General features: G+C 62.8%; 16 protein-coding genes and 1 pseudogene. 6 read left to right on the forward strand and 11 right to left on the reverse strand.

Features of this window, described 5'->3' with window-relative positions:
- Positions 1–9: 9 nt before the first annotated feature.
- Positions 10–834, reverse strand: a pseudogene (locus tag J3A64_RS24115) (GNAT family N-acetyltransferase); the annotation flags it as partial.
- A 55-nt stretch (positions 835–889) separates the two neighbouring features.
- On the opposite strand from J3A64_RS24115, the gene J3A64_RS09560 reads away from it, so the two are divergent.
- Positions 890–3,406: a DNA topoisomerase (ATP-hydrolyzing) subunit A gene (locus tag J3A64_RS09560; RefSeq protein ID WP_011774477.1), complete on the forward strand. Its 2,517-nt coding sequence runs from the start codon at positions 890–892 to the stop codon at positions 3,404–3,406.
- 89 nt (positions 3,407–3,495) lie between these two features.
- Here the strand turns inward: J3A64_RS09560 and J3A64_RS09565 are convergent, their stop codons facing one another.
- Complete coding sequence (locus tag J3A64_RS09565) at positions 3,496–3,879, reverse strand: VOC family protein (protein WP_011774476.1); 384 nt, start codon at positions 3,877–3,879, stop codon at positions 3,496–3,498.
- Between the two features lie 129 nt (positions 3,880–4,008).
- On the opposite strand from J3A64_RS09565, the gene J3A64_RS09570 reads away from it, so the two are divergent.
- Positions 4,009–4,527 carry a DinB family protein gene (locus J3A64_RS09570; RefSeq protein WP_014921399.1) on the forward strand — a complete coding sequence of 173 codons (519 nt, stop codon included), beginning with the start codon at positions 4,009–4,011 and terminating at the stop codon, positions 4,525–4,527.
- Between the two features lie 4 nt (positions 4,528–4,531).
- On the opposite strand, the gene J3A64_RS09575 is transcribed toward J3A64_RS09570, so the two are convergent.
- The 4 genes from J3A64_RS09575 to J3A64_RS09590 are packed head-to-tail and all read right to left on the reverse strand — an operon-like array spanning position 4,532 to position 11,663.
- A complete protein-coding gene (locus J3A64_RS09575) occupies positions 4,532–5,542 on the reverse strand; it encodes a GNAT family N-acetyltransferase (protein WP_014921398.1) in 1,011 nt (336 codons plus the stop codon).
- A gap of 9 nt (positions 5,543–5,551) precedes the next feature.
- Complete coding sequence (gene cydD / locus J3A64_RS09580) at positions 5,552–8,956, reverse strand: thiol reductant ABC exporter subunit CydD (RefSeq protein WP_014921397.1); 3,405 nt, start codon at positions 8,954–8,956, stop codon at positions 5,552–5,554.
- Between the two features lie 7 nt (positions 8,957–8,963).
- Positions 8,964–10,046 (reverse strand): cytochrome d ubiquinol oxidase subunit II, encoded by a 1,083-nt coding sequence (cydB, locus tag J3A64_RS09585; RefSeq protein ID WP_014921396.1) that lies wholly within the window; start codon positions 10,044–10,046, stop codon positions 8,964–8,966.
- Between the two features lie 18 nt (positions 10,047–10,064).
- The gene (locus J3A64_RS09590; protein WP_014921395.1) at positions 10,065–11,663 is read right to left on the reverse strand and encodes a cytochrome ubiquinol oxidase subunit I; all 1,599 of its coding nucleotides are present in this window, start codon (positions 11,661–11,663) and stop codon (positions 10,065–10,067) included.
- Between the two features lie 280 nt (positions 11,664–11,943).
- On the opposite strand from J3A64_RS09590, the gene J3A64_RS09595 reads away from it, so the two are divergent.
- Both J3A64_RS09595 and J3A64_RS09600 read left to right on the forward strand, forming a co-directional pair.
- Positions 11,944–12,330, forward strand: coding sequence for a BlaI/MecI/CopY family transcriptional regulator (locus tag J3A64_RS09595; RefSeq protein ID WP_011774471.1), 387 nt, complete (start codon positions 11,944–11,946; stop codon positions 12,328–12,330).
- A gap of 5 nt (positions 12,331–12,335) precedes the next feature.
- Positions 12,336–13,358: a M56 family metallopeptidase gene (locus J3A64_RS09600; protein WP_014921394.1), complete on the forward strand. Its 1,023-nt coding sequence runs from the start codon at positions 12,336–12,338 to the stop codon at positions 13,356–13,358.
- Positions 13,359–13,371: 13 nt separating this feature from the next.
- On the opposite strand, the gene J3A64_RS09605 is transcribed toward J3A64_RS09600, so the two are convergent.
- A complete protein-coding gene (locus J3A64_RS09605) occupies positions 13,372–13,908 on the reverse strand; it encodes a Chromate resistance protein ChrB (RefSeq protein WP_011774469.1) in 537 nt (178 codons plus the stop codon).
- A 33-nt stretch (positions 13,909–13,941) separates the two neighbouring features.
- Here J3A64_RS09605 and J3A64_RS09610 point away from each other — a divergent pair, with 33 nt between their 5' ends.
- Positions 13,942–15,153: an MFS transporter gene (locus J3A64_RS09610; RefSeq protein WP_210064198.1), complete on the forward strand. Its 1,212-nt coding sequence runs from the start codon at positions 13,942–13,944 to the stop codon at positions 15,151–15,153.
- Here the strand turns inward: J3A64_RS09610 and J3A64_RS09615 are convergent.
- Positions 15,150–17,258: a type IIA DNA topoisomerase subunit B gene (locus tag J3A64_RS09615; RefSeq protein ID WP_210064199.1), complete on the reverse strand. Its 2,109-nt coding sequence runs from the start codon at positions 17,256–17,258 to the stop codon at positions 15,150–15,152. The genes J3A64_RS09610 and J3A64_RS09615 overlap by 4 nt on opposite strands.
- A 255-nt stretch (positions 17,259–17,513) precedes the next feature.
- Here J3A64_RS09615 and J3A64_RS09620 point away from each other — a divergent pair, with 255 nt between their 5' ends.
- Positions 17,514–17,735 (forward strand): hypothetical protein, encoded by a 222-nt coding sequence (locus tag J3A64_RS09620; protein WP_018778705.1) that lies wholly within the window; start codon positions 17,514–17,516, stop codon positions 17,733–17,735.
- A gap of 180 nt (positions 17,736–17,915) precedes the next feature.
- Here the strand turns inward: J3A64_RS09620 and J3A64_RS09625 are convergent, their stop codons facing one another.
- The 3 genes from J3A64_RS09625 to J3A64_RS09635 form a co-directional block, all read right to left on the reverse strand.
- Complete coding sequence (locus J3A64_RS09625; RefSeq protein WP_011774465.1) at positions 17,916–19,229, reverse strand: RNA polymerase sigma factor; 1,314 nt, start codon at positions 19,227–19,229, stop codon at positions 17,916–17,918.
- Between the two features lie 246 nt (positions 19,230–19,475).
- Complete coding sequence (locus J3A64_RS09630) at positions 19,476–20,729, reverse strand: DUF4192 domain-containing protein (protein ID WP_210064200.1); 1,254 nt, start codon at positions 20,727–20,729, stop codon at positions 19,476–19,478.
- A 109-nt stretch (positions 20,730–20,838) separates the two neighbouring features.
- Complete coding sequence (locus J3A64_RS09635; protein ID WP_210064201.1) at positions 20,839–22,194, reverse strand: nitrate/nitrite transporter; 1,356 nt, start codon at positions 22,192–22,194, stop codon at positions 20,839–20,841.
- Between the last annotated feature and the right edge of the window lie 8 nt (positions 22,195–22,202).

The following is a 22,202-nucleotide window of genomic DNA, read 5'->3' on the forward strand; positions in this document are numbered from 1 at the left end:
AACTACCTTGTGGACTTCCTCATAAGGAACGGCGATGATGGCCAGCTGAACCGGCCCCGGGATCTCGGACAATTTCCCGAAGGAGATCATTCCGGCGAGTTCGAACGCTTCCGGGTTGACGGCGTAGACCGGACCTTTGAAGCCGCCTTCGATGATGTGCTCCAGCAGCTGGTAGCCCACCGTCCCCCACTTGCGGCTGGCACCGATAACAGCCACCGACGACGGCGACAACAGGTCGCGCACGCTGCGCGCCTCCGCGCGGTGCTCCCGTGACTCCATGACGGCACGTGATTTCTCCGTAGGATCGATGTTGAATTCCACGGAGACAACGCCGTCGTCGAATTGGCGTTTGAGGTCATAGCCGGCGTCTGCGAAGACCATCAGCATTTTACGGTTGTCCGGCAGGACCTCGGCCGTGAAGCGGCGGATCCCGTTTTCCCGGGCGGCAGCTGCCAAATGCTCCAGGAGGATGGAGCCGATCCCGCGGCCCTGGTGTGCGTCGGAAATGTTGAAGGCGACCTCAGCCTCGGCAGGATCCTCAAGCCGGTCATAGCGGCCGATCCCTATGATTTCGCCGCCGATGGTGATGACGAATGCGACACGGTTGATGTGGTCCACTTCCGTGAAGCGCCGCACTTCCTTGCCGGAGAGCTTGGGCTTGAAGGAGAAAAACCTCATGTAGATGGAGGCCTGCGACTGGCCCGCGTGGAAGGCCTGCAAAGCGTCCGCGTCTTCGGGTCGTATGGGGCGAAGGTGGGCTGTCCCGCCGTCGCGCAGCACGACATCGGCCTCCCAATATTCCGGATAAATGCCGACGCCGGGCTGATCCACCATAGGCTTAGCCTAGCTAAAACATCCGCAGTACAACTTTCAAGGATCCACCGACCCCATGGCCCGCAGCCAAACTCCCGCACGCAAAGGCGAGCCCCTCGGCGATTTCACCGAGAACATCGTCGATATCGATGTCACTTCCGAGATGGAGGGCTCCTTCCTGGAGTACGCCTACTCGGTGATTTACTCGCGCGCCCTCCCGGACGCACGCGACGGACTGAAGCCGGTTCAACGGCGCATTCTGTACATGATGTCCGACATGGGCCTCCGCCCGGATCGAGGACACGTCAAGAGCGCCCGCGTGGTGGGCGAAGTCATGGGCAAGCTCCACCCGCACGGCGATACCGCGATATATGACGCCATGGTCCGCATGGCGCAGGACTTTTCCCTCCGGCTGCCACTGATCGATGGCCACGGCAACTTTGGATCGCTCGACGACGGCCCGGCAGCACCGCGCTACACGGAAGCACGCTTGGCGGCCGCAGCGCTGACCATGACGGACCACCTTGACGAAGACGTGGTGGACTTTGTCCCCAACTATGACAACCAGCTGACGCAGCCCGATGTCCTCCCCGCTGCTTTCCCCAACCTGCTGGTCAACGGCACCACGGGCATTGCTGTGGGCATGGCCACGAACATGCCTCCGCACAACCTGGTGGAGGTCATCGCCGCCGCACGCCACCTGATCGCCAACCCCGGTGCCACGCTGGAGGAGATCATGCGGTTCATCCCGGGGCCCGACCTTCCCACTGGCGGCCGCATCGTGGGACTGGACGGAGTCCGGGACGCGTACGCCACGGGGCGTGGATCATTCAAGACCCGCGCCAAGGTTGAGGTGGAACAGCTGTCTGCCCGTCGCACGGGCCTGGTGGTCACTGAGCTTCCCTACATGGTGGGCCCTGAGAAGGTCATCGAAAAGATCAAGGATGCCGTCAATTCCAAGAAGCTGACCGGCATCAGCGACGTCGTTGACCTCACGGACCGTAATCACGGCCTCCGCCTGGTCATCGAGTTGAAGAACGGTTTCAATCCCAACGCCGTGCTTCAGCAGCTGTACCGCTACTCACCCATGGAAGATTCCTTCGGCATCAACAACGTCACCTTGGTGGACGGCCAGCCGCAGACGCTTGGCCTCCTGCAGTTGCTGCAGGTGTACGTGGAACACCGCCTGAATGTGGTGCGCCGCCGTACCTCTTTCCGCCTTGGCAAGAAGAAGGACCGCCTCCACTTGGTGGAGGGCTTGCTGATCGCGATTGTGGACATCGACGAGGTCATCCAGATCATTCGTTCCTCCGACGAAGCCTCGGCCGCGCGCGAACGCCTCATGTCCATCTACGACCTCACCGAGATCCAGGCCAACTACATCCTGGAACTGCGCCTGCGGCAGCTGACCAAGTACTCGCGTCTTGAATTGGAGAAGGAACAGGACGAACTCCGCCGCGAGATCGAGGCACTTGAAGCCATCCTGGCCTCGGACGAGTTGCTCCGAGATCTTGTTTCCGGCGAGTTGGCCGTCATTGCCGAGAAGTACGGCACGCCCCGGCGCACGGTGCTGCTGGAATCGGAAGCTGTTTCCCCCACGGTGGCTGCGGCATTGGCAGCGTCAGTTCCGGGCCCCAAAGGCAAGGCAGCAGCGCTGCCGCTGGAAATTCCGGACGACCCCTGCTGGGCCCTGCTCAGCGTCTCAGGGCAGATTGCCAGGACATCCAACCAGGAGCCACTCGCCGAGGCCGGCCCCCGCACCAAACACGACGTCTTCCGCTCAGTGGTGAAGACCACCGCCAGGGGCGAAATCGGCGCGGTCACCTCGCAGGGCCGCATGCTGCGGCTCCAAGTGATGGACATGCCCGTGCTGCCCCCGGTCTCAGGTCTGCCCAACCTGGCCGGTGGCGTCCCCGCCAAGGACTTCATCACCTTACTCAAGGGTGAAACCTTGGTGGCTTTCGTGCCCTTGGACGCCGTCCTTGCCATTGGCACGGTTCAGGGCGTGGTGAAGCGCGTGCAGCCCGATTACCCGTTGAACCGTGAGGACTGGGAGATCATTGCGCTTAAAGACAAAGACTTGGTGCTCGCGGTGGAACCTGCCCAGGACGACAACGTGGACCTCGTCTTCGTGACAAGGCAGGCCCAATTGCTTCGCTTCAGTGCGTCGAACGTCCGTCCGCAGGGACGCACAGCAGGCGGCATGGCCGGCATCAAGCTTGCGGCCGGGGACGAAGTAATCCACTTCGGTACCGTGCGCGCGGACGATCCTGCCGCCGTCGTGGTGACCATTGCCGGTACCAACGGCGCCCTTCCGGGGACGGCGCCGGGTACTGCCAAAGTGACTGCTTTCGAGGAGTATCCGGCCAAGGGTCGGGCAACAGGTGGCGTGCGGGTTCACCGCTTCCTCAAGGGCGAAGACACGCTGTTGATGGCGTGGGCCGGACATGGTCCTGCCAAGGCTTCATCCGCCGCCGGCGTGGCACGGGCACTCCCCCACGAGCATGGTCGCAGGGACGGATCGGGCGTGCCGCTGTCCCAGCCTGTGGAGGCAATCGGGCCGAGCATGGCCTGGGCTGAAGCCGCGGAATAGCCGCAGAAAAGTCAAGCAGCACGGCAAAGGCCGGGGGTTATGGCACCTCCGGCCTTTGTGCTGCCGTGGCCTTGAAGCCACCGCATGGGCTAGCCGGTTTGGTTGATGCTGAGTATGTTTCCCTCGCTGTCAAGGAACCATGCTGCAGCGCTTCCATCGGGCATCGTGGCGATGCCGTCTTCGGTCTTCAGGCCAGGGAAGTCGTAGTCCTCAAACTTGACTCCCTTGCCGCGCAACTCCTGCACCGTGGCCTTGACATCACTGACAGTCCAGCCCATTTGGGTGTTCTTCGCAGTCCCTGCATTCGACGTCTGATAGACAAAGAATCCGGTTCCATCGCCGCACCTGTACTGGAGGTTGTCGTCGTCGTCCGGATTTTCGGGTTCCAGTCCGAGTTTTTCGCTGTAGTACGCGCGTGCCCGGGCTATGTCCTGTGCCGGTAGGACGGCACCAACCTGCTGATCCTTGAGCATTGTTTTCTCTTTCCGGCTCTCCCCCCGGAACGAACTTTACTCTTGGGCGGGTCGGTAAGTAATTGGAAAACGACACCATATTTCGTGGGCTGCCCAGAGGCACGGAGCGGATCAGCTTAGACTGGCCGCATGCCGATCATCCCTGATGAAAAAGACTGGACCTGGGTGCTCTCACAGCCCTGCCCCGAGTGCGGTTTTGATCCCGCGACCGTGACTCCCTCCACGGTGCCTGGCACCGTCGTCAACATGCTCCCCCGGTGGCGTGCCGTCCTGCGCCGGGAGGACGTTGCCACACGTCCTAATGACCACACCTGGTCCAACCTGGAGTACGCATGCCACGTCCGGGACGTCTTCAGCCTTTTCGACCAGCGTCTCAACCTGATGCTGACGGAGGACGACGCCCGGTTCGCCAACTGGGACCAGGACCAGGCCGCGATCGACGGAGAGTACGGTTCGGCGGACCCACGGACGGTGGCCGATCAGCTTGAGGCCGAGGGTACGGAGATTGCCGAGTCCTTCGCACGGGTCACCGAGGATGACTGGCAGCGTACCGGAACGCGCAGCAATGGATCCTCATTTACCGTGCTGACGTTCTCCCAGTACTTCCTCCACGATGTTGTTCACCATCTTCATGATGTGGACGGCTAGGAACCTAGAGCATTTTCTCCCACGTCATGCTGCGGTTCACGGGCGTATAGCCCATGCCAAGGTAGAGTTCCAGCGCCCCGGTGGGGTTGGCTGAGTCAACGTCCAGTGATGCCACGTCCATTCCCGCCGAGGCGTAGCGCTGCATGGCATCGGCGAGCAGTGCTTGGGCAATGCCCCGGCCGCGATAGGCACGCCGCACGCCAAGGAGCTCCGTGTAGCCTTCCTTGAAACCGCGATCCGCGGCAGAGTCGGGATCGAAGCTGGTCAGCTGGTATCCGGCCACCTCGCCTTTGGCTTGGTCGATAACCACCGCGCCCAGATCGTGCCGGGCAGTGGGTTCCTCGATGGTGAACCGCCACGATTCTTCGTCCCGCGGTTCGCTCCCCCAGTGGTCCCTGAACGCATCGTTGTGGGCTTGGCGCACGGGTTCGAAGAGCGATGGATCGAGGGTCCTGAGCTCAAGTCCGGCGGGAAGCCGGACTTCAGGCAGTTCCGCAGTCAATGGCCGGTGCATTTCGCTGAACCAGCGCACGGCCCCGTAGCCGTGCCCCATCAGGAGTGTTGCCTGATGTTCGTGCTGCTCCTCCGTCTGGATGCGGAGGCGGGGCGGCGCCGTGGTGTGACCGGCGGCCTCATCGGCTTGGAACCGGTTGCGCACTTGTCCTTCCTGCCACACCAGGACTGCAGAGCCGATGCCTCGTTGTTGCCACTCCGGATCGACGCACGCCATTCCTGTGGCCTTGTCTCCCGTGGGGTTTTTGGAGATACGCCCATAGGCGCGCGCTACTCCCCCGGCGTCCAGGCCCAACAGGGTGCTGGTTTCCGGCGGGTTCTTGGTGGACTGCAGGATGTGGACGAGGTCGCCGCGCTTTTCATACCAGACGGGATGTTCGACGGCGGCCGTCCGGGAGATCAGGCCTGCCCAGTTATCCAGGTCTTCCATGGTGGCCGGCCGCCATTGAAGGCCGGTTGCGAGGACATCAGGCATGGCTTGGCTTGCGGCGTCGAAAGGCATGCCAACAGGCTACTGAGCAGTAGGCCTTCCCACCAGTTCCGCCGCGCCCGGACTTCGCTTGACGGCAGATCGGACCGCGGGCAGTTCAAGCCGCGCATCAGCCGGATCAATGTCCTCCGGGTTATGGGTGACCAGGACAATAGTGACGTCCTTGAGCCCGCTGCGGAGTATAGCCATCATTTCCCGGGCCGAGCCCGCGTCCAAGTGGGCAGTTGGTTCGTCAAGCAACAACACGGAGGCTCCGGTGAGGAGGGTCCTGGCCATGGCAAGCCGCTGCCGTTCGCCGCCGCTCAGGAATGAACCACCGGGACCTATGCGGGCGTCGAGCCCATCCGGCAACGCATTCACCACTGAATCAAGTCCGACGTCGGCCAGGGCCTTGTGCATCTCCGCCTCGCTGGGCTTCGCTCCGGCCGGCCGGCTCAGCAGGAGGTTGCCACGAAGAGTGGAGTCGAACAGGTGGGCCTCCTGGGGGCACCATGCCGCTGTGCCGGAGAGCTGCACAGTTCCTTCCGTCAGCGGCAGGAATCCGAGGAGCACGGAGAGGAGCGTGGACTTCCCTGCGCCCGAAGGCCCTGTTATGGCAAGCCAGCGGCCAGGCTCGGCAACAGCATTTACACCAGTAAAGACGTCAGGCCCACCGGGCCAGGCCGCTGATGCACCTATCAATTCCAGTCCTGCTTTGCCGGGCCGATCCGGCAGGCGCCGGATGCCGCCGTCGTGGTCTTCCGCTTGGTTCAGTGAAGCGGGAGCGTCCAAAGCGCCGGATGCCGCCACCCGGCCCAGCACATCTGCGAGCGCGGGCGCTTGGCGTACGGCGGATACGATGCCCCCGAATGGTTCAACCAGGGCCAGCTGCATCAGGACTATGACGGCTGCGAGTTCAGGGGCGACAGTGCCGTTCAGAACGGCGGGCGCACTCAGGACGCCCGCCCACAATGCGGCCATGGAGCACCCGAGAACGATCACGGCCTGGCCGAGCCCTTCAGCCCATGCCGAGCGCTGTGCAGAGAGGGTGGCGGTGCGGTCTTTGTCGCGCAGTGCACCGAGGACGGGCTCGCTCACTCCGTTGGCGCTGAGTTCCGCCCGGGCGTCAAGGGCGGCGGCCACTCCCCGAAGCACTACTGAACGCATGTGCTGTTCGGCTTTGGCTGCGTTCCTGTCAGCCAGGACGGCCAGGGTCGGGGCAAGGATCAGCCCCACGACGGCGGCCATCACCACCGCTGCCAGAGCCTCCGGTAAGACCATGGCTGTGGCGAGGATCGCCGCGGCCCCGACTCCCACGGCGGTCATGGGCGGGAGGACAACCCTGGGCAGGAGATCGCGGAGGGTGTCCACGTCGTCCACGATGGAGCCCAAGACGTTGCCGCCTTGGAGGAGGCGGCGGAGAGACAGCGCCCTGCGGCTCAGTGATGCCCACAGTGCGCCGCGGAGGCGGGTCATGGCAGCGAAGACGGCATCATGGGTCAGGAGTCGCTCGCAGTATCGCAGCACGGCCCTCCCTATGCCGAAGAACCTGACTCCGACGATCGCGCCTAGCAGGTAGAGGATGGGTGGCTGTTGGCTGGCCCGGATGATCAGCCACCCGGACAGTCCCGACAACGCCACTGCGAACAGGGCGGCAACTACGGCCACGATTCCGGCGGCGGCGAACTTCCAGCGCACGGGTTTCAACACTCGCAGAAGACCCTGCGCGCTACCGTTCGCGGGAACGGAAAGGAGATCACCGTGGAGTGCAGCGTCTTTCGCGGGGACTGCATTGTTGGGCTGGGCTGCGGCATCGGTGCGCTGTGCGTTCTTCGCTGACACGGCAGGCACGGAGTTCTTTTGCCCTACAGGCACGAGCTGGTCGGCGAGCGCCCGGGTGGCGGCGTCGTGGGCCACCAGGATCACTGTGACGTTGCCGCGAAGTGACTCGATGGCGTGGCGGACAACGCTGGCGGAGTACGGGTCAAGATGGGCGGTGGGCTCATCCAGCAGCAAGAGCGTCGCGCCGGCTTCCACTCGGGCCAATCCACGGGCAAGTGCTACGCGGCGCAGTTCGCCCGGGCTCAGTTCGGCGGGATGCTTGGCTGCCAAGTGGTCGGCCGAGGCTTTCCCTAGGACGCGGGTCACGGCGTCAGCGGTGTTCCCGACGTATCCGTCCAGGTAGAGCTCAATCTCTTGCTGCACTGTTTCGGCGGCCATGACGGGGTGTTGTGGAACCCACGCCACCGTCTTTGCTGCCGCACCTGTGATGACTCCTGTGACCTCGGCGCCGGGTCCCTGTCCGATGAGGCCGGCGAGGACCCCGAGGACCGTGCTCTTGCCGGCGCCGCTGTCACCGTCGAGGGCTGTTACGCTCCCCTGGTGGGCGGTGAAGCTGAGAGGCCCGACGGCGGCAGCGGACCTTCCGTGGTACGTCACCGACACGTCGGCCACCACTACTCCGGCCGGGGCTGCGTCGGACGTCCCGCCATTCTGGAGGCGCTCATGCGAAGGGGCGTCCAGTACTTTGTTGGTGGTCTGGAGGGCCGCCCTGCCGTCATCGCTGGCGTGGTGCGCGGTACCGAGCTCCCGGAGGGGCAGGTAGCAATCCGGGGCCAGGATCAGTGCCAGCAGGCCGGCTTCGAGGGGCATGTCCCCATGTACCAGCCGGACGCCAATAAAGACTGCCACCACGGCCACGGAAATGGTTGCAATGAGTTCGAGGGCCAGCGCGGAGAGGAACGCCGTGCGAAGGGTGCCCATGGTCCGGGTGCGGTACTGCTCGGAGATGTCTTCCAAGGCTGCGCGCTGTTCCGTGGCACGGCCCAGGCCAACCAGGACAGGCAGGCCTTTGGCGAGCTCCAGTATGTGGCCGGACAGTTTCCGTAGCGTGGTTTGCGCTTCCTGGACAGTGTCTTCGGTGTGCCTGCCTATCAGGACCATGAACAGCGGGACCAGGGGAACCGTCAGGACGATCACCACGGCACTTACCCAGTCGGCGAAGAGGATCCGGGCTCCGATCAACAGCGGGACCGTAGCGCAGTTCACGATGGCAGGTAGGTACTGGGTGTAGTAGTCGTCCAGCGCGTCCAGTCCCCGCGTCGCGAGGATGGCCAGGCCGCCGTCGTTCATTCCCGCTACGGGCGACGAACCGCCGTCGGACAGCGAGCGCCTCAAGAGCCGTGCCCGCAGTTCCTCTTTGACGCCCAGCGCGGCCCGCCTGGAGGCAATGCCTTGGCCCCAGGCGGTCAGGGACCTGAGGACTGCCCCCACCGCACCCCAGACGAGTCCGTTGTTCCACTCCTCCGACCCGGAGGCGAGTCCTGCCAGCATCCCTGCAACAGCCTGGGCCATGAGCACCAGGGACAATGCCTTGAGGGCGGACATCAGGCCAATGGCGTAGAGCGCCGATCGCGTGGCCGGGCCGGAAGGGAACACGGGTTTCATGGGTCGACTAGTCTCCCGATTGACTTGGAGTGGAGGGCGAGCTGTCTTTGGAAATCATGACCTTCGCGGCGATGGCGGGCAGGAATCCATGCGCTTCGGGGATGTGGGCCGCGCTGACACGCCGTCGGAACACCCAGTACGTCCACGACTGGTAGGCGATCACAAGGGGCAGTCCAACGGCTGCCACGATGCTCATCAGGCCAAGGGTGTAGTCCGAGGACGAGGCGTTGGAGATGGTCAGGTTGAAAGCGGGATCGATGGTGGAGGGGATGACCACAGGGAACGCGGCTCCAAAGATCGAGGCTGTGGCGCAGACAATGAACGCGCCGAGCGCACTGAAAGCGCGCCCTTCGGACCCAGTACGGGCCAGCCTCCATGCCAGGACGACCGCTACCACTGCAGCGACCACCAAGGCCCAGGTCCACGGTTTGCCGCTCAGGAACTGAACGGCCACCATCCAGCCGAACATCGGCAACACCGCAAACGGAACCAGCCGCACAAACCAGCGGCGTGCACGGTACCGCACCTCGCCGTCGGTCTTCAGGGCCAGGAACGCAAGGGCGTGCACCAGGGCGAAGGCCACGACACCAAAACCACCCAGGAGTGCGTAGCCGCTGAACCAGGACATCGGGCCACCGCTGCGGTCTCCGTTGGCGTCCAAGGGCAGCCCCGTGGTGGTGAGCGCCAGTGCAGCGCCGATGCCGAACGCGGCCACGAAAGACCCGACGGCGATCGCCCAGTCCCAGCGGTTGCGCCAGCTCTCGGAGTCCACCTTGCCGCGGTATTCGAATGCGACAGCCCGGAAGATCAAGGCGGCCAAGACTGCCAGGAGCGGGAGGTAAAGGGTGGAGAACAGCGAGGCGTACCAGAGGGGGAAAGCTGCAAAGGTGGCACCGGCTGCGGTGAGCAGCCACACCTCGTTGCCGTCCCATACAGGGCCGATGGTGTTCAGCAGGACGCGGCGGTCGGTGTTGTTGCGGGCGAACAGCTTCATGAGCATGCCGACGCCCAGGTCAAAACCCTCCAGGAAGAGATACCCGGTCCACAAAACCGCGATGGCCACGAACCAGATGGTTGGCAACAGTTCCATTGTCAGTACCCCTTGGCTTTAGTAGGCGAATGCCAGGACGTCGTCGCCGGACTTGTCCGGGCCGGTGTCGTCGTCATTCTTGTCGGGTTGGTTGTCTGAGTCTTTGGCGTGGGCCAGTTCAGGCATCGCCGAGGCCACTCCACCACGGATGTACTTGACCAGGAGCTTGACCTCTACCACCAGCAGCACGGCGTAGATGGCTGTGAGGACCACCAGCGAGGTCATGAGTTCTCCCGCGCTGACGCCCGGGGATACTGCGGCAGCTGTGAACATAAAGACCTGGTCAATACCGTTCATGTCCGGGTTGGGCGCCACCACGAATGGTTGCCGGCCCATTTCGGTGAAGATCCAGCCTGCGGCGTTGGCGCCGAAGGGAGCGAGGATCCCAAAGACAGCGAGGCGCATGAGCCACTTGGATTGGGGAACGACGCCCTTACGGGTTACCCACAGGGCCAGCAGTGCGGCGAACGCTGCAATGCCGCCGAAACCGATCATCATACGGAAGCCCCAGTAGGTCACTTCCATGACGGGCACGTATTGGATTTCCTGTCCGGCGCGCTCACCGTAGAGCGGGTTGTCCGGCAGGTGGGTGCCGTACTTTTCCTTGTACTCACCCAGAAGGCTGTTCACGCCCTTCACTTCAGTGGTGAAGTCACCCTTGGCCAGGAAAGAGAGGATGCCGGGGACTTCGATAACTGCAACGATGTCGTCGCAGTTGGTGGCTCCCAGGTTGCCAACGCTCAGCACCGAGAAGCCCGTGCCGTCGTGGCAGGCAGCTTCAGCGGCGGCCATCTTCATGGGCTGCTGTTCGAACATCAGCTTGCCTTGAAGGTCACCGGTGATGGCGGTTCCCGCGAAGGAGATCATGGCCACCACAGCACCGATCCGCAGGGACTTCATCCACACGGTGTAATCGGACTTGTCGCGGCCCGGGATGGCAGCTTCGCCGGGGACCAGCTTGCCGTCCTCGCCCACAACATCAATGCCGTCGTGGCGGCGACGCCACAGGTGGTACCAGGCAATGCCCAGCAGGAAGGCGCCGGCAACAGCCAGTGCACCAAAGAGAGTGTGCGGCACGGCAACCAGTGCAGTGTTGTTGGTGAACACTGCCCAGGCGTCGGTCATCACGGGCCGGCCATCCACCATGTCAACGCCTACGGGGTGCTGCATCCAGGAGTTCGCCACAATGATGAAGTAGGCGGAGAAGACGGAGCCGACGACGGCGATCCACAAGCAGGCCAGGTGCACGCCGCGCTTGAGTTGCTTCCAGCCAAAGATCCACAATCCCAGGAACGTTGATTCGACGAAGAATGCCAGCAAAGCCTCAAGGGCGAGCGGAGCCCCAAAAACGTCCCCCACGAACCGGCTGTACTCACTCCACGCCATGCCGAACTGGAACTCCTGGACGATGCCGGTGGCTACACCCATGATGAAGTTGATGAGGAAGAGCTTTCCCCAGAACTTGGTCATGCGAAGGTACTCAGGCTTGCCGGTGCGGTACCAGATGGTCTGAATGATTGCCACCACCAGGCCGAGGCCGATAGTGAGCGGCACCATCATGAAGTGGTAGACGGTAGTGATACCGAATTGCCAGCGTGCGATTTCCAAGGCGTCCATGGCTGTCCTTTGTGCGGTGGACCGAAGTACGATGACCTTACTTCTACGTCACGTAGAAAACTTCTCTTCTACACAGTGTAGAACAATTGACGGGCAACGAAACCCATTCTTCAAGTGGCGTAACCCACGCGCAAGGGTCCGCTCGGCGGCGCGGCGCGCCGATAGTTCTACTTCACGTAGAATGAAGGTCTGAAAAGCGGTAGATTTATTGTGGAATGTTGGATCATCGCTCCCCGCAGTAGCCACACTGCACCGGGAAGCGGAAGGTAGGGACGTATAAATGGCAAGTCTTGGGGAACTGGAACGGGCAGTGATGGATCTGCTCTGGGCAGGCCAGGAGGCTGCAACCGCCAATACACTGCGTGATCTTTTGGCGCAGGATTCCGAGGCCGGCGACGGCACCGCAGGTCATCAGGGCAAGGATCTGGCAGTCACCACGGTGCTGACGGTTCTCTCGCGCCTGGAGAAGAAGGGCCTGGTGGAGCGTGAACGCGGTACGCGTCCGCACCGTTACCAGGCCGTTTCCAGCCGCGCCGACCACACGGCCGAGCTGATGCACGAAGTTCTGGGCTCCGCCCCGGACCGTGAGGCCGTACTGGCCCGCTTCATTGGCTCCGTCACCGAAAGTGAAGCCGCTACCCTGCGCAAACTGCTCGGCTACAATTAGCCAGTATGTTCTGGACCTCATACCTGCTTGCGGTCCTGGCATTGATTCTGGCGTGGCCGGTACCCGTTTTACTGTCCCGCGCGCAGTGGCCGGCGCGATCCCCTTTCACGGCCATGGTGCTATGGCAGGCGATAGCCCTCGCCGGTGGCTTGTCGATGATCGGCGCCATGCTCGTCTACGGCCTCGAGCCCATTGGCGACAACCTCATTGCAGGGCTGAAGAGCCTCGCCGGGATGGTATTCAATAACGAACCCACCACGGCGCTGGGCTTCTGGCACCTCTTTGCCCTCTCAGCCGCCGCCCTCTTGACCGCGCATCTGGTCTTCACCCTGCTGCTGACCTACTACAAAATCGAACGCCAGCGCCGCCGGCATCGTGAACTGCTGGCACTGCTCGCGTCACCTTCCGACGACGGCCCGGGCACCGTGGTGATCAACCACGAATCTCCGGTGGCCTACTGCCTGCCCGGCGGTGCCAGGTCCGTGACCGTGCTGTCTGACGGCCTCATGGCAGCGCTGGAGCCAGCCGAACTCAGGGCTGTGCTCATTCACGAAAACGCGCACCTGTCGCAACGCCACGACCTTCTGCTATGGGCCTTTGCTGCTTGGCGGCAAGCCCTGCCATGGTTCCCCACCACACGCCTGGCCCAGACAGCAGTTAATTCTTTGATCGAAATGCTGGCCGACGACGTCGCACTCCGCACCGAAAGCAAAGGGACCCTGATCAAGGCCATCGCCATTGTTGCCAGCGGGACCTCACAACCCGCCTTGGGCGGGCAGGCACTCAACGGCAGTCAGGCGCTGGCCGGCGGCCAAGCACTCAGCGCCGGTGGCGCCGTCGTCGAGGGCAATGCCGTCAGCGCGACCGGCGGCGCCGATTCTCCACGTACGACGGCGTCACGCGTCAGCCGCCTGCTCTCACCCAAGCCTCCACTCACCAGGGCTGCGCGAGTGCTGGTCCTGGCGGCCTCAGCCTTGCTTCTTGCGGTGCCCACTGCACTGTTGATCGTCCCGGGACTATTAGGCTGACCAGCGTGGCCGGCTATTGGGGCAGTGTCGCGTCGTACACCAAGGACGCGTAGCCCTCCAGGGTGTCTGCGCATTGAGCAAGCTGCGCTGAGGCTTCCGTCGCTTGCGGCAAATGAAGGACATCGCGCGACTTCAACTCCCTGTACCAGCGCCTCAAGCGCTCCAGGCTTTGTTCTTCTTCCTCCAGTTCAGCGAACGTGAACTTCTCCTGTGAAATCTCTTTGGCGATCTCAAGCTCGAACTTGGTGCAATCCGACGTGAACTCTTTCCATTCCTCCAGCCTGGCAGCTTGGAAAGCGCCGCGGAACGTATCCGCGCCTTTTCCACGGGGCGCAGCGTCCACCAAGGTCCAGGACCCATCCCCCTTCGCCACCAGCGCCTCGGTCCGGGCGAGGCCCTCATCGAAGGCCGGGTGGGCGGGAAGAACCCAGGTTCCGGGCGACAAGGGAACTGCCCCGATCCGCCGCAGCTCCCGCCACACAGCCACCCTGTGCCGCGATGGCTGAGCAGGAACTTGAACGAGAATGAGCAACCAACGTTCATCAATCACACTCCTGAATGTAGCAGCTGTTACATTCAAGGAGTGAAAGCACCAGAGGCACGTCCGTCTTTCGATCCTGCCAGCCAGCGTTGGCCCCTCTACGCCGCAGGCTTTACCACCGCCTTCGGCGCCCATGCTGTTGCCGCGGGACTCGGGGCAGAAAGCGCCGACATCGGATTGAGCCTGCTGACTCTGGGGATCCTGCTGGCTTTGTACGACGTCGCGGAAGTGTTCCTCAAACCGGTGTTCGGCGCCCTCAGCGACCGCATCGGACCCAAACCGGTCATCGTAGGCGGGCTTGTGGCTTTCTCCGCCGCATCCGTGATTGGTCTTTGGGCGGACCAGCCCGCCATGCTGGCAGCCGCCCGCCTGGGTCAGGGGATGGCGGCTTCTGCCTTCTCACCGGCCTCCTCCGCCAGCGTTGCACGGCTTGCAGGCGGCCGGACGGGCCACTACTTTGGCCGCTACGGCTCATGGAAAGGACTCGGCTACGCGATCGGTCCGTTGCTGGGAGCCTTGGCCATCATCACCGGCGGTTTCAGCCTCCTGTTCGGGATCCTGGCCGCCCTGGGCTTGGGCGTGGCTGTCTGGGCCCTTGCTTCCATGCCCCGCCTGCAGCCGCTTCCCCGCCCCAGGTACACCATCGTCGATGTATGGCGACAAAGCACCGAGCGGTCATTCCTGGGACCAACCCTGGTGCTGGCCGCTGCCACGGGAGCACTGGGTGCCGCCGTCGGCTTTCTCCCTGCGCTGGCCGCACGGGAAGGGCTTGGAACGGCGGGCAGCGTTGCCGTAGTCACAGTGCTGGCCATAGCTTCGGCGCTGATACAGCCCCGCGTGGGCAGGCTGAGGGACCACGAAAGAATCGCCGGCAGGCCTGGCATGGTGGCCGGCCTGCTGGCTATCTCGGTAGGCACCCTGATGGCCGGCTTATTGCCGGGAGCCGCTTGGATTTATTGCGCAGCAGTGCTCATCGGCGCAGGCATCGGCGTCTCCACGCCTCTCGCCTTCGCCCACCTGGCCGATGCGACGCCGGCCGAACGCCTCGGCAGGACCATGGGCTCAGCCGAGCTGGGTCGTGAACTTGGCGACGCCGGCGGGCCGCTGCTGGTGGGCGGCGTTGCCGTAGCGGCCGGGCTCCCCTGGGGACTGGGCGCTTTGGCCCTGGCGGTGGGAGCGGCTACGTTCGCCGCCCCGGGCGCCCGCACACCACAGGCCGCTGATGTTGCGCCGGTTCCGCCAAAGCACGGTTAGGCGTCGATGCGCTCCCGGTCCAGGGTGGCGGCACCGGCAATGATGAACTCCTTGCGCGGTGCAACGTCCGAGCCCATCAGAAGATCGAAGACTTCCTCGGCACGCTGGGCGCTTTCGATTCCCACCTTACGGAGGGTCCGGTGCCGCGGATCCATGGTGGTCTCGGCCAGTTGCTGTGCGTCCATCTCGCCCAGCCCTTTATAGCGCTGGATAGGCTCCTTGTAGCGTTTGCCTTCCTTGGCAAGGTTGGACAGGAGCACGTGAAGCTCGGCCTCCGAGTAGGTGTAGATCATCTCATTGGCCTTCTGGCCGGGGTTGATGACTTCCACGCGGTGCAGGGGCGGGACAGCTGCAAACACGCGGCCGGCTTCCACCATGGGCCGCATGTAACGGAAGAACAGGGTCAGCAACAGGGTTCGGATGTGCGCACCGTCAACGTCGGCATCGGTCATGAGGATGACCTTGCCGTACCGGGCAGCGTCGATATCAAAACTGCGGCCCGAGCCGGCGCCGACAACTTGGATCAACGCCGCGCACTCAGCGTTGGACAACATGTCTCCAACGGATGCTTTCTGGACGTTCAGGATCTTTCCGCGGATGGGCAGCAGGGCTTGGAAATCGGAGGAGCGGGCAAGCTTGGCGGTTCCGAGCGCGGAGTCGCCCTCTACGATGAACAGTTCCGAGCGCGCCACGTCATCAGTGCGGCAGTCTGCAAGCTTGGTGGGCATCGAGGACGTTTCCAGGGCGTTCTTGCGGCGCTGGGTTTCCTTGTGCACGCGCGCTGAGATGCGCGACTTCATCTCGGCAACCATCTTCTCCAGCAGGAGCGCGGACTGGGCTTTGTCATTGCGGTTGGCTGAGCCAAGCCTTGCGGTTATTTCCTTTTCAACCACCTTGGCCACAATGGCCCGGACCGCGGAGGTACCCAGGATTTCCTTGGTCTGCCCCTCGAACTGCGGCTCGGCAAGCCGGACAGTCAAGACGGCTGTCAGACCAGCGAGAATATCGTCCTTCTCAATCTTGTCGTTACCGGCTTTAAGCTTGCGGGCGTTCGTCTCCACCGCTTTGCGGAAAGTCTTCAGCAGGGCGGCTTCGAATCCCGACTGGTGCGTGCCGCCCTTGGGCGTAGCGATGATGTTGACGAAGCTGCGCATGGTGGTCTCGTACCCAATGCCCCACCGCAGCGCGATGTCCACCTCACAATCACGCTCGACTTCCGCGATCTTGCTGTGCCCGTTCTCATCGAGGACAGGGACGGTTTCCTTGAACTTTCCGGAACCATGAAGGCGCCATACGTCCGTCACACCCGAGTCTGCAGCGAGGAACTCAACGAACTCGGAGATGCCGCCGTCGTGGTGGAACACTTCCTCATGGACACCGGCCTCCCCCGGTGTTCCGGCCAGCTTGCGCTCGTCACGCACAGTGATTTTCAGGCCCGGAACAAGGAACGATGTTTGGCGCGCCCGTGCTGCCAGATCGTCATAGGAGAATTTGGCGTCAGGGGTGAAAATTTGCCGGTCTGCCCAATACCGCACGCGGGTTCCCGTCACACCACGCTTGGCTTTGCCCACTACATCCAGCACCGAGTTCTCAACAAACGGCTCGAAGGTTGCATTGGGGCCCGGCTTCGCCCCGGAGTCGATGAAGCGGCCGGGCTCGCCGCGGCGGAATGACATCTGGTAGGTCTTGCTGCCGCGGTCCACTTGGACATCGAGGCGGCTGGACAAGGCGTTCACCACAGAGGCGCCGACGCCATGCAATCCACCCGAGGCTGTGTAGGAACCGCCGCCGAACTTGCCGCCTGCGTGAAGTTTAGTGAAAACAACCTCGACGCCGGAGAGCCCGGTCTTGGGCTCTACGTCCACGGGAATACCGCGGCCGTCATCGTGGATTTCGACCGAATTATCGGCATGCAGGATGACTTTAATGTCATGTCCGAAGCCTGCCAGGGCCTCGTCCACGGCGTTGTCGATGATTTCCCACAAGCAGTGCATGAGGCCGCGGGAGTCCGTGGAGCCGATGTACATGCCCGGGCGTTTTCGGACGGCTTCCAGGCCCTCAAGGACGGACAGATGCCGGGCGTTGTATTCAGAACTCGGTGCCACTCGCGGTGTGCTCCTTCGGGGTATATCTCGGGGTGCTTCCCAACCGTGTTTTGGCTGGTAATTCAAGGCAAACACTGCCCGTACCAGCCTAGCCGGGGAAGGCATCAGACACGGTTTGCCACTCCAGCGCGGACGCAGCCTGCCCGGTTACGTTACGCACATGTGATACGCGGACAGCGAAAGTGACCCATCCTTGCCATGGATCTGCGTCGAATGCTGGTTATATGGATGTACAGAACTACTAAGGAGGCCGACATGACAACAGCAGTTGCAGACCGCACGCTGAACGCAGCTGACCGCTGTGACCGTTGCGGAGCCCAGGCGTACGTCCGCGTTGTACTCGAGTCCTCCGGCGGTGAGCTGCTCTTCTGCGGCCACCACGCACGTGCAGTTGAAGCTACGCTTCGGCCCATGACTTCTGACTGGCACGATGAGACCGAGCGCCTCAACGAGAAGGCTCCCGTCCCCGTCGACTAGGCAGTCCGGCTATCCGGAAACCCTTTTTGATCGTATAACAAGGCTCCTCCCCTTTCGGGAGGGGCCTTGTTGCGTTCAGTCTCTTGTGGTCAGTCGGCTGCGTTCAGCATGCTGCGCACAAGAAAAGCGGCCCAGCCGGAAAGTCCGACAGGGCCGCTTCATCACTGACTCTGGGTGTTTTTAGTCCAGGTAGTCGCGCAGGACCTGCGAGCGGGACGGGTGGCGCAGCTTGGACATGGTCTTGGATTCGATCTGGCGGATACGCTCACGCGTGACGCCGTAGACCTTGCCGATTTCGTCTAAAGTCTTCGGCTGGCCATCGGTCAGGCCGAAGCGCATTGCCACCACTCCGGCTTCACGCTCGGACAAGGTGTCCAAAACTGAATGCAACTGCTCCTGAAGCAGCGTAAAGCTAACGGCGTCGGCAGGAACAACGGCCTCCGAGTCCTCAATCAGGTCACCGAATTCCGAGTCACCGTCCTCGCCCAGCGGGGTGTGCAGCGAAATGGGCTCACGTCCGTACTTCTGAACTTCAACAACCTTCTCGGGCGTCATGTCCAGTTCGAGCGCCAGCTCCTCAGGCGTCGGTTCACGGCCGAGGTCCTGAAGCATTTGGCGCTGTACGCGGGCCAGCTTGTTGATGACTTCCACCATGTGCACCGGAATACGAATGGTGCGGGCCTGGTCTGCCATGGCACGGGTAATGGCCTGGCGGATCCACCATGTTGCGTAGGTGGAGAACTTGAAGCCCTTGGTGTAGTCGAACTTCTCCACAGCGCGGATAAGGCCCAGATTGCCTTCCTGAATCAGGTCGAGGAAGAGCATGCCGCGGCCGGTGTAGCGCTTGGCCAAGGAAACGACGAGGCGCAAGTTGGCTTCGAGCAGGTGGTTCTTGGCGCGCTTGCCGTCGTGGATGACGAATTCAAGTTCACGCTTGAGCTTGGGATCCATGGACCCGTCGTCAGCGTTGATCTTTTCCTCGGCAAAGAGGCCGGCCTCAATCCGAAGGGCGAGGTCGACTTCCTGCTCTGCGTTCAGCAGTGCAACCTTGCCGATCTGCTTCAGGTAGTCCTTGACGGGGTCTGCTGTAGCACCGGCCGACATGACCTGCTGGACAGGGGCGTCATCGTCGTCGGCATCCGAGTAGACGAATCCCGAACCGGACGGAGCTGCCTTGTCCTTGGTGGCCGTGGCGCCGTCCTCGACGTCATCTTCTCCGACTTCGACTTCCTCGGCAGCTGCGGGATCAAAGTCTTCATCCTCGCCGCTGGTCTCCTCAGAGTCGGAGCCTGAGGACTTGTTCGCGGCTTCAGCGGCGGCCTTCGCGCCGGGCTTGGGTCCACGCTTCTTGGGTGCCGGCTTGTCAGAGTCGCCCTCTGAGGCCTTGTTGGCAGCACGGGTCGCGGCGCGCTTTGCCGATGTTGCCGCCTTCTTTTCCTCAGCGGACAGTTCGGCCTGGGCGGCGGGTTCCTTCTCGACGGAAGACGGAGTCACAGAAAACCTTTCTAGCGGCGGTCTGTGGAATCACCATACGGGCAACACCACTATGACCCTGTCAAGTCCGCGATCAATTTCAAATGCGATCGCCGTCTGCAGAGTCTCTATAGAGAACTCCCGACGACACTGTATTGTTCCCGATCAAGGGGCCAATTCAGGCATTCGAACGCGGACCCAACCGGGTCTCGGCATCCATTGTCTCACGGTTTTGCGAAACGCAAGCCTGATGAATTTCCAAACCGCCTATGCCACCGTGTCCTTGAACCCCCGCCACGCAGTGCCGGCGTTCCGTGCCCACGGGCAGATGGTCCCCTCGCCCAGGAGATCCATGAGCAGTTCGGCCAATCGGTACCCCGGTTGTGCGGCCACCGCCCGGCTGAGGCAGGCATGTGCAAAGGATCCATGCCCCTTGCACCAGGAAATCCAGCCTTGGAGGGTCAGCGCCGCTGCAGGTACAACACCGGATTCACCGTCCACACATAAACCGGCAAGAACTTTATGCAGCGCATCGAGGGTGCTCCAGCGGGGCATGTCCGGTTGCATACCCAACAAAACATCGCCGTACGTGAAGACGTCCCTGGAGGAATTTCCTCCAGACGTGACGTTGTCGGCGGGAACAACCAAGCCCGGCACACCGAGTTCTTGTGGGTCGAAAGGCGTATCGCCGCTATCCTCAACAAGAAGTCCGAAGGCTGCGGCACCGGACTTGGCAGATTCCATGCCTGCTGCCGCCATCACAACCACGGCGTCCCGCCATGAAGGGACCCTGAGGGTGGTTCTGAGGAAACCCATGAGCTCTGCGTCAACCCCGGGCTGGAGTGGGTCATTTGCTTCGCACCTGCCGAGCACGTGGCACCACACCGCAAGGACCGCATCCAGAAAGCGCTCACTCCGCCACGAACTGAGGATCTGCTTCCCGTAGCGTGACTCCGCTGCCAGCACCAAAGGATCCAGCACCCCGGGACGTGCAAACTGCGGCTTTCCGGAAGCGCTCCTGGGCGATGGACCGATTGAGCTCCCCATATACACCAGTTCTGCGCTGAGCCTGCTGTTCTTGATGCGATCAACAGGCAGTCCCGGATCAGGGCAGCATTCCACATTCGTGCAGTAGGCGCTGCGCCAGTAGTCGGAGCCAACCAGCCACGCGTCCCGAACCGATAAGTCCACTTCATCAAGGCTGAGTTGAAGGGCCTCAAGCAGCGGCATTGCCTGCCGGGATACACTGCCGTCGGCCCATCCCGTGTCAGTGTAAACGGCAAGAACCACCCCATTGGCGTCCTCGTCTGCAACCAGGAAGTTGCGGATCTGGTCCGCGAAATATGAGCGGGCCTGGAGCGAACCAAGTTTCGGCAGATCCACGCGCAGCGTTGCGCCAAGGACTTTCCCTTGCATGGTGATGGCCACAAGACTGTCCTCGGGCCAGTAACCCAACATGTGGGGGATGTAGCCAAGAATGTCTTCGGGTTGGTGGATGCTGAGCGTTCTGTTGGAAGTCATGGTTCCACCCTGCTCAACTCCTCCCGGAGGAGACAGTGACCATCCTGCCTATGTGGAAAACCGGCCTCAGTAAAACAGCGCCGGAAGTAAAGCAGCGCCGGACTGTCCCTTACTGGTCGTCCGCAGAAACGGGCCGTGAAGCACGCCGCCGCTCAATCCTTTCCCGGCGCTGCCTGGCAAGGGCGGCCATCAGCGGCTGTACGTGGATTCCTTGGGAGGCCATCTGGCGGCGCACCTTCCGCCGCGTCGCCAGGATGAGCACCGTACCAAGGGCAAGGAGTACGAACTGGACACTGAGGGCGATTCGGAACGGTGCGAGCCCGTAAAGATCACCGTCGGAAAACCCGCTGGCATACAGGACGTCGAGGACCACGCCGATGAGGTAGATGGCGACGAGCGCCGCAATAAAACCGCCAACGTTGACGATGCCCGTTGCCGTACCGATCCGGTGCGAAGGGTTGAATGTCCTGGCGAAGTCGAATCCAATCATGGATCCGGGCCCACCCACGGCCAGCACCACCACCAAAATGGCCAGGAGCCACAGCGGCGCGCGCTCGGGAAGAACCAGCACTGCAGCCCAAGCCATGGTGGTCGCCAACGCAATCAGCAGGACCATGGCAGATCTTCGCATGGGATGCCTTGAGACGAACCGGCCAAACCCAGGGCCGGCAACAATGGCCGTGGCCACGAAGAGTGCCATGAGGCCGGAAACGGTACCTGCATCAAGTCCCTGCGCAGACAACAGGAAGGGATAGCCCCAGGTCATGGCGAAAAGGTTGCCGCTGAACTGCACGGTGAAGTGGCTCCAGAGCCCCAGCCGGGTTCCAGGCTGCTTCCATGCGCGGGACAGCGAGATGCCGGTAGCGCGGAGACCCTGGCCGGATTCCCGTGGCGGGTGCCCGGGTGGGGCGTCCCGTAGCACTGCGAGCACCAGGACCACCGCCAGCACGGACATGGCGGCCAGGGTGAGGAACGCGGGGGTCCATCCGGCGTTGTGAAGAAGCAGCGCAAACGGAACCACGCTGAAGAGCTGGCCGAGCTGGCCACACATGCCGGTCAGCTGTGTGACCAGCGGAACCTTGGCAGGTGCGAACCACAAGGGGACCAGGCGGATCACCGAAATGAAGGTCATCGCGTCGCCGGCTCCCACCAGGACCCGGCCCAGGACGCCACCGGGAACACTGTCCGCGAAAGCCAACTGGAGCTGCCCCAGCCCCATGAGCACGGCCCCGCCGGCCACCATGGCCCGCGAACCGAACCTGTCCACCAAGACGCCGACGGGAATCTGCAGCCCTGCGTAAACCAGGAGTTGAAGCACCGTGAAAAAGGAGATGGCAGCGGCACTGGCATGAAAACGCTCAGTGGCTTCCAGCCCTGCGACACCAAAAGAGGTTCGCTGCGCCACCGCCACGAGGTAGGCGAACACGCCGATCGTCCAGATGAGCCAGGCGCGGGGAGCATTCACCCCACAAT

Source organism: Pseudarthrobacter sp. PvP004, from assembly GCF_017876035.1.
Taxonomy (GTDB): Bacteria; Actinomycetota; Actinomycetes; order Actinomycetales; family Micrococcaceae; genus Arthrobacter; species Arthrobacter aurescens_A.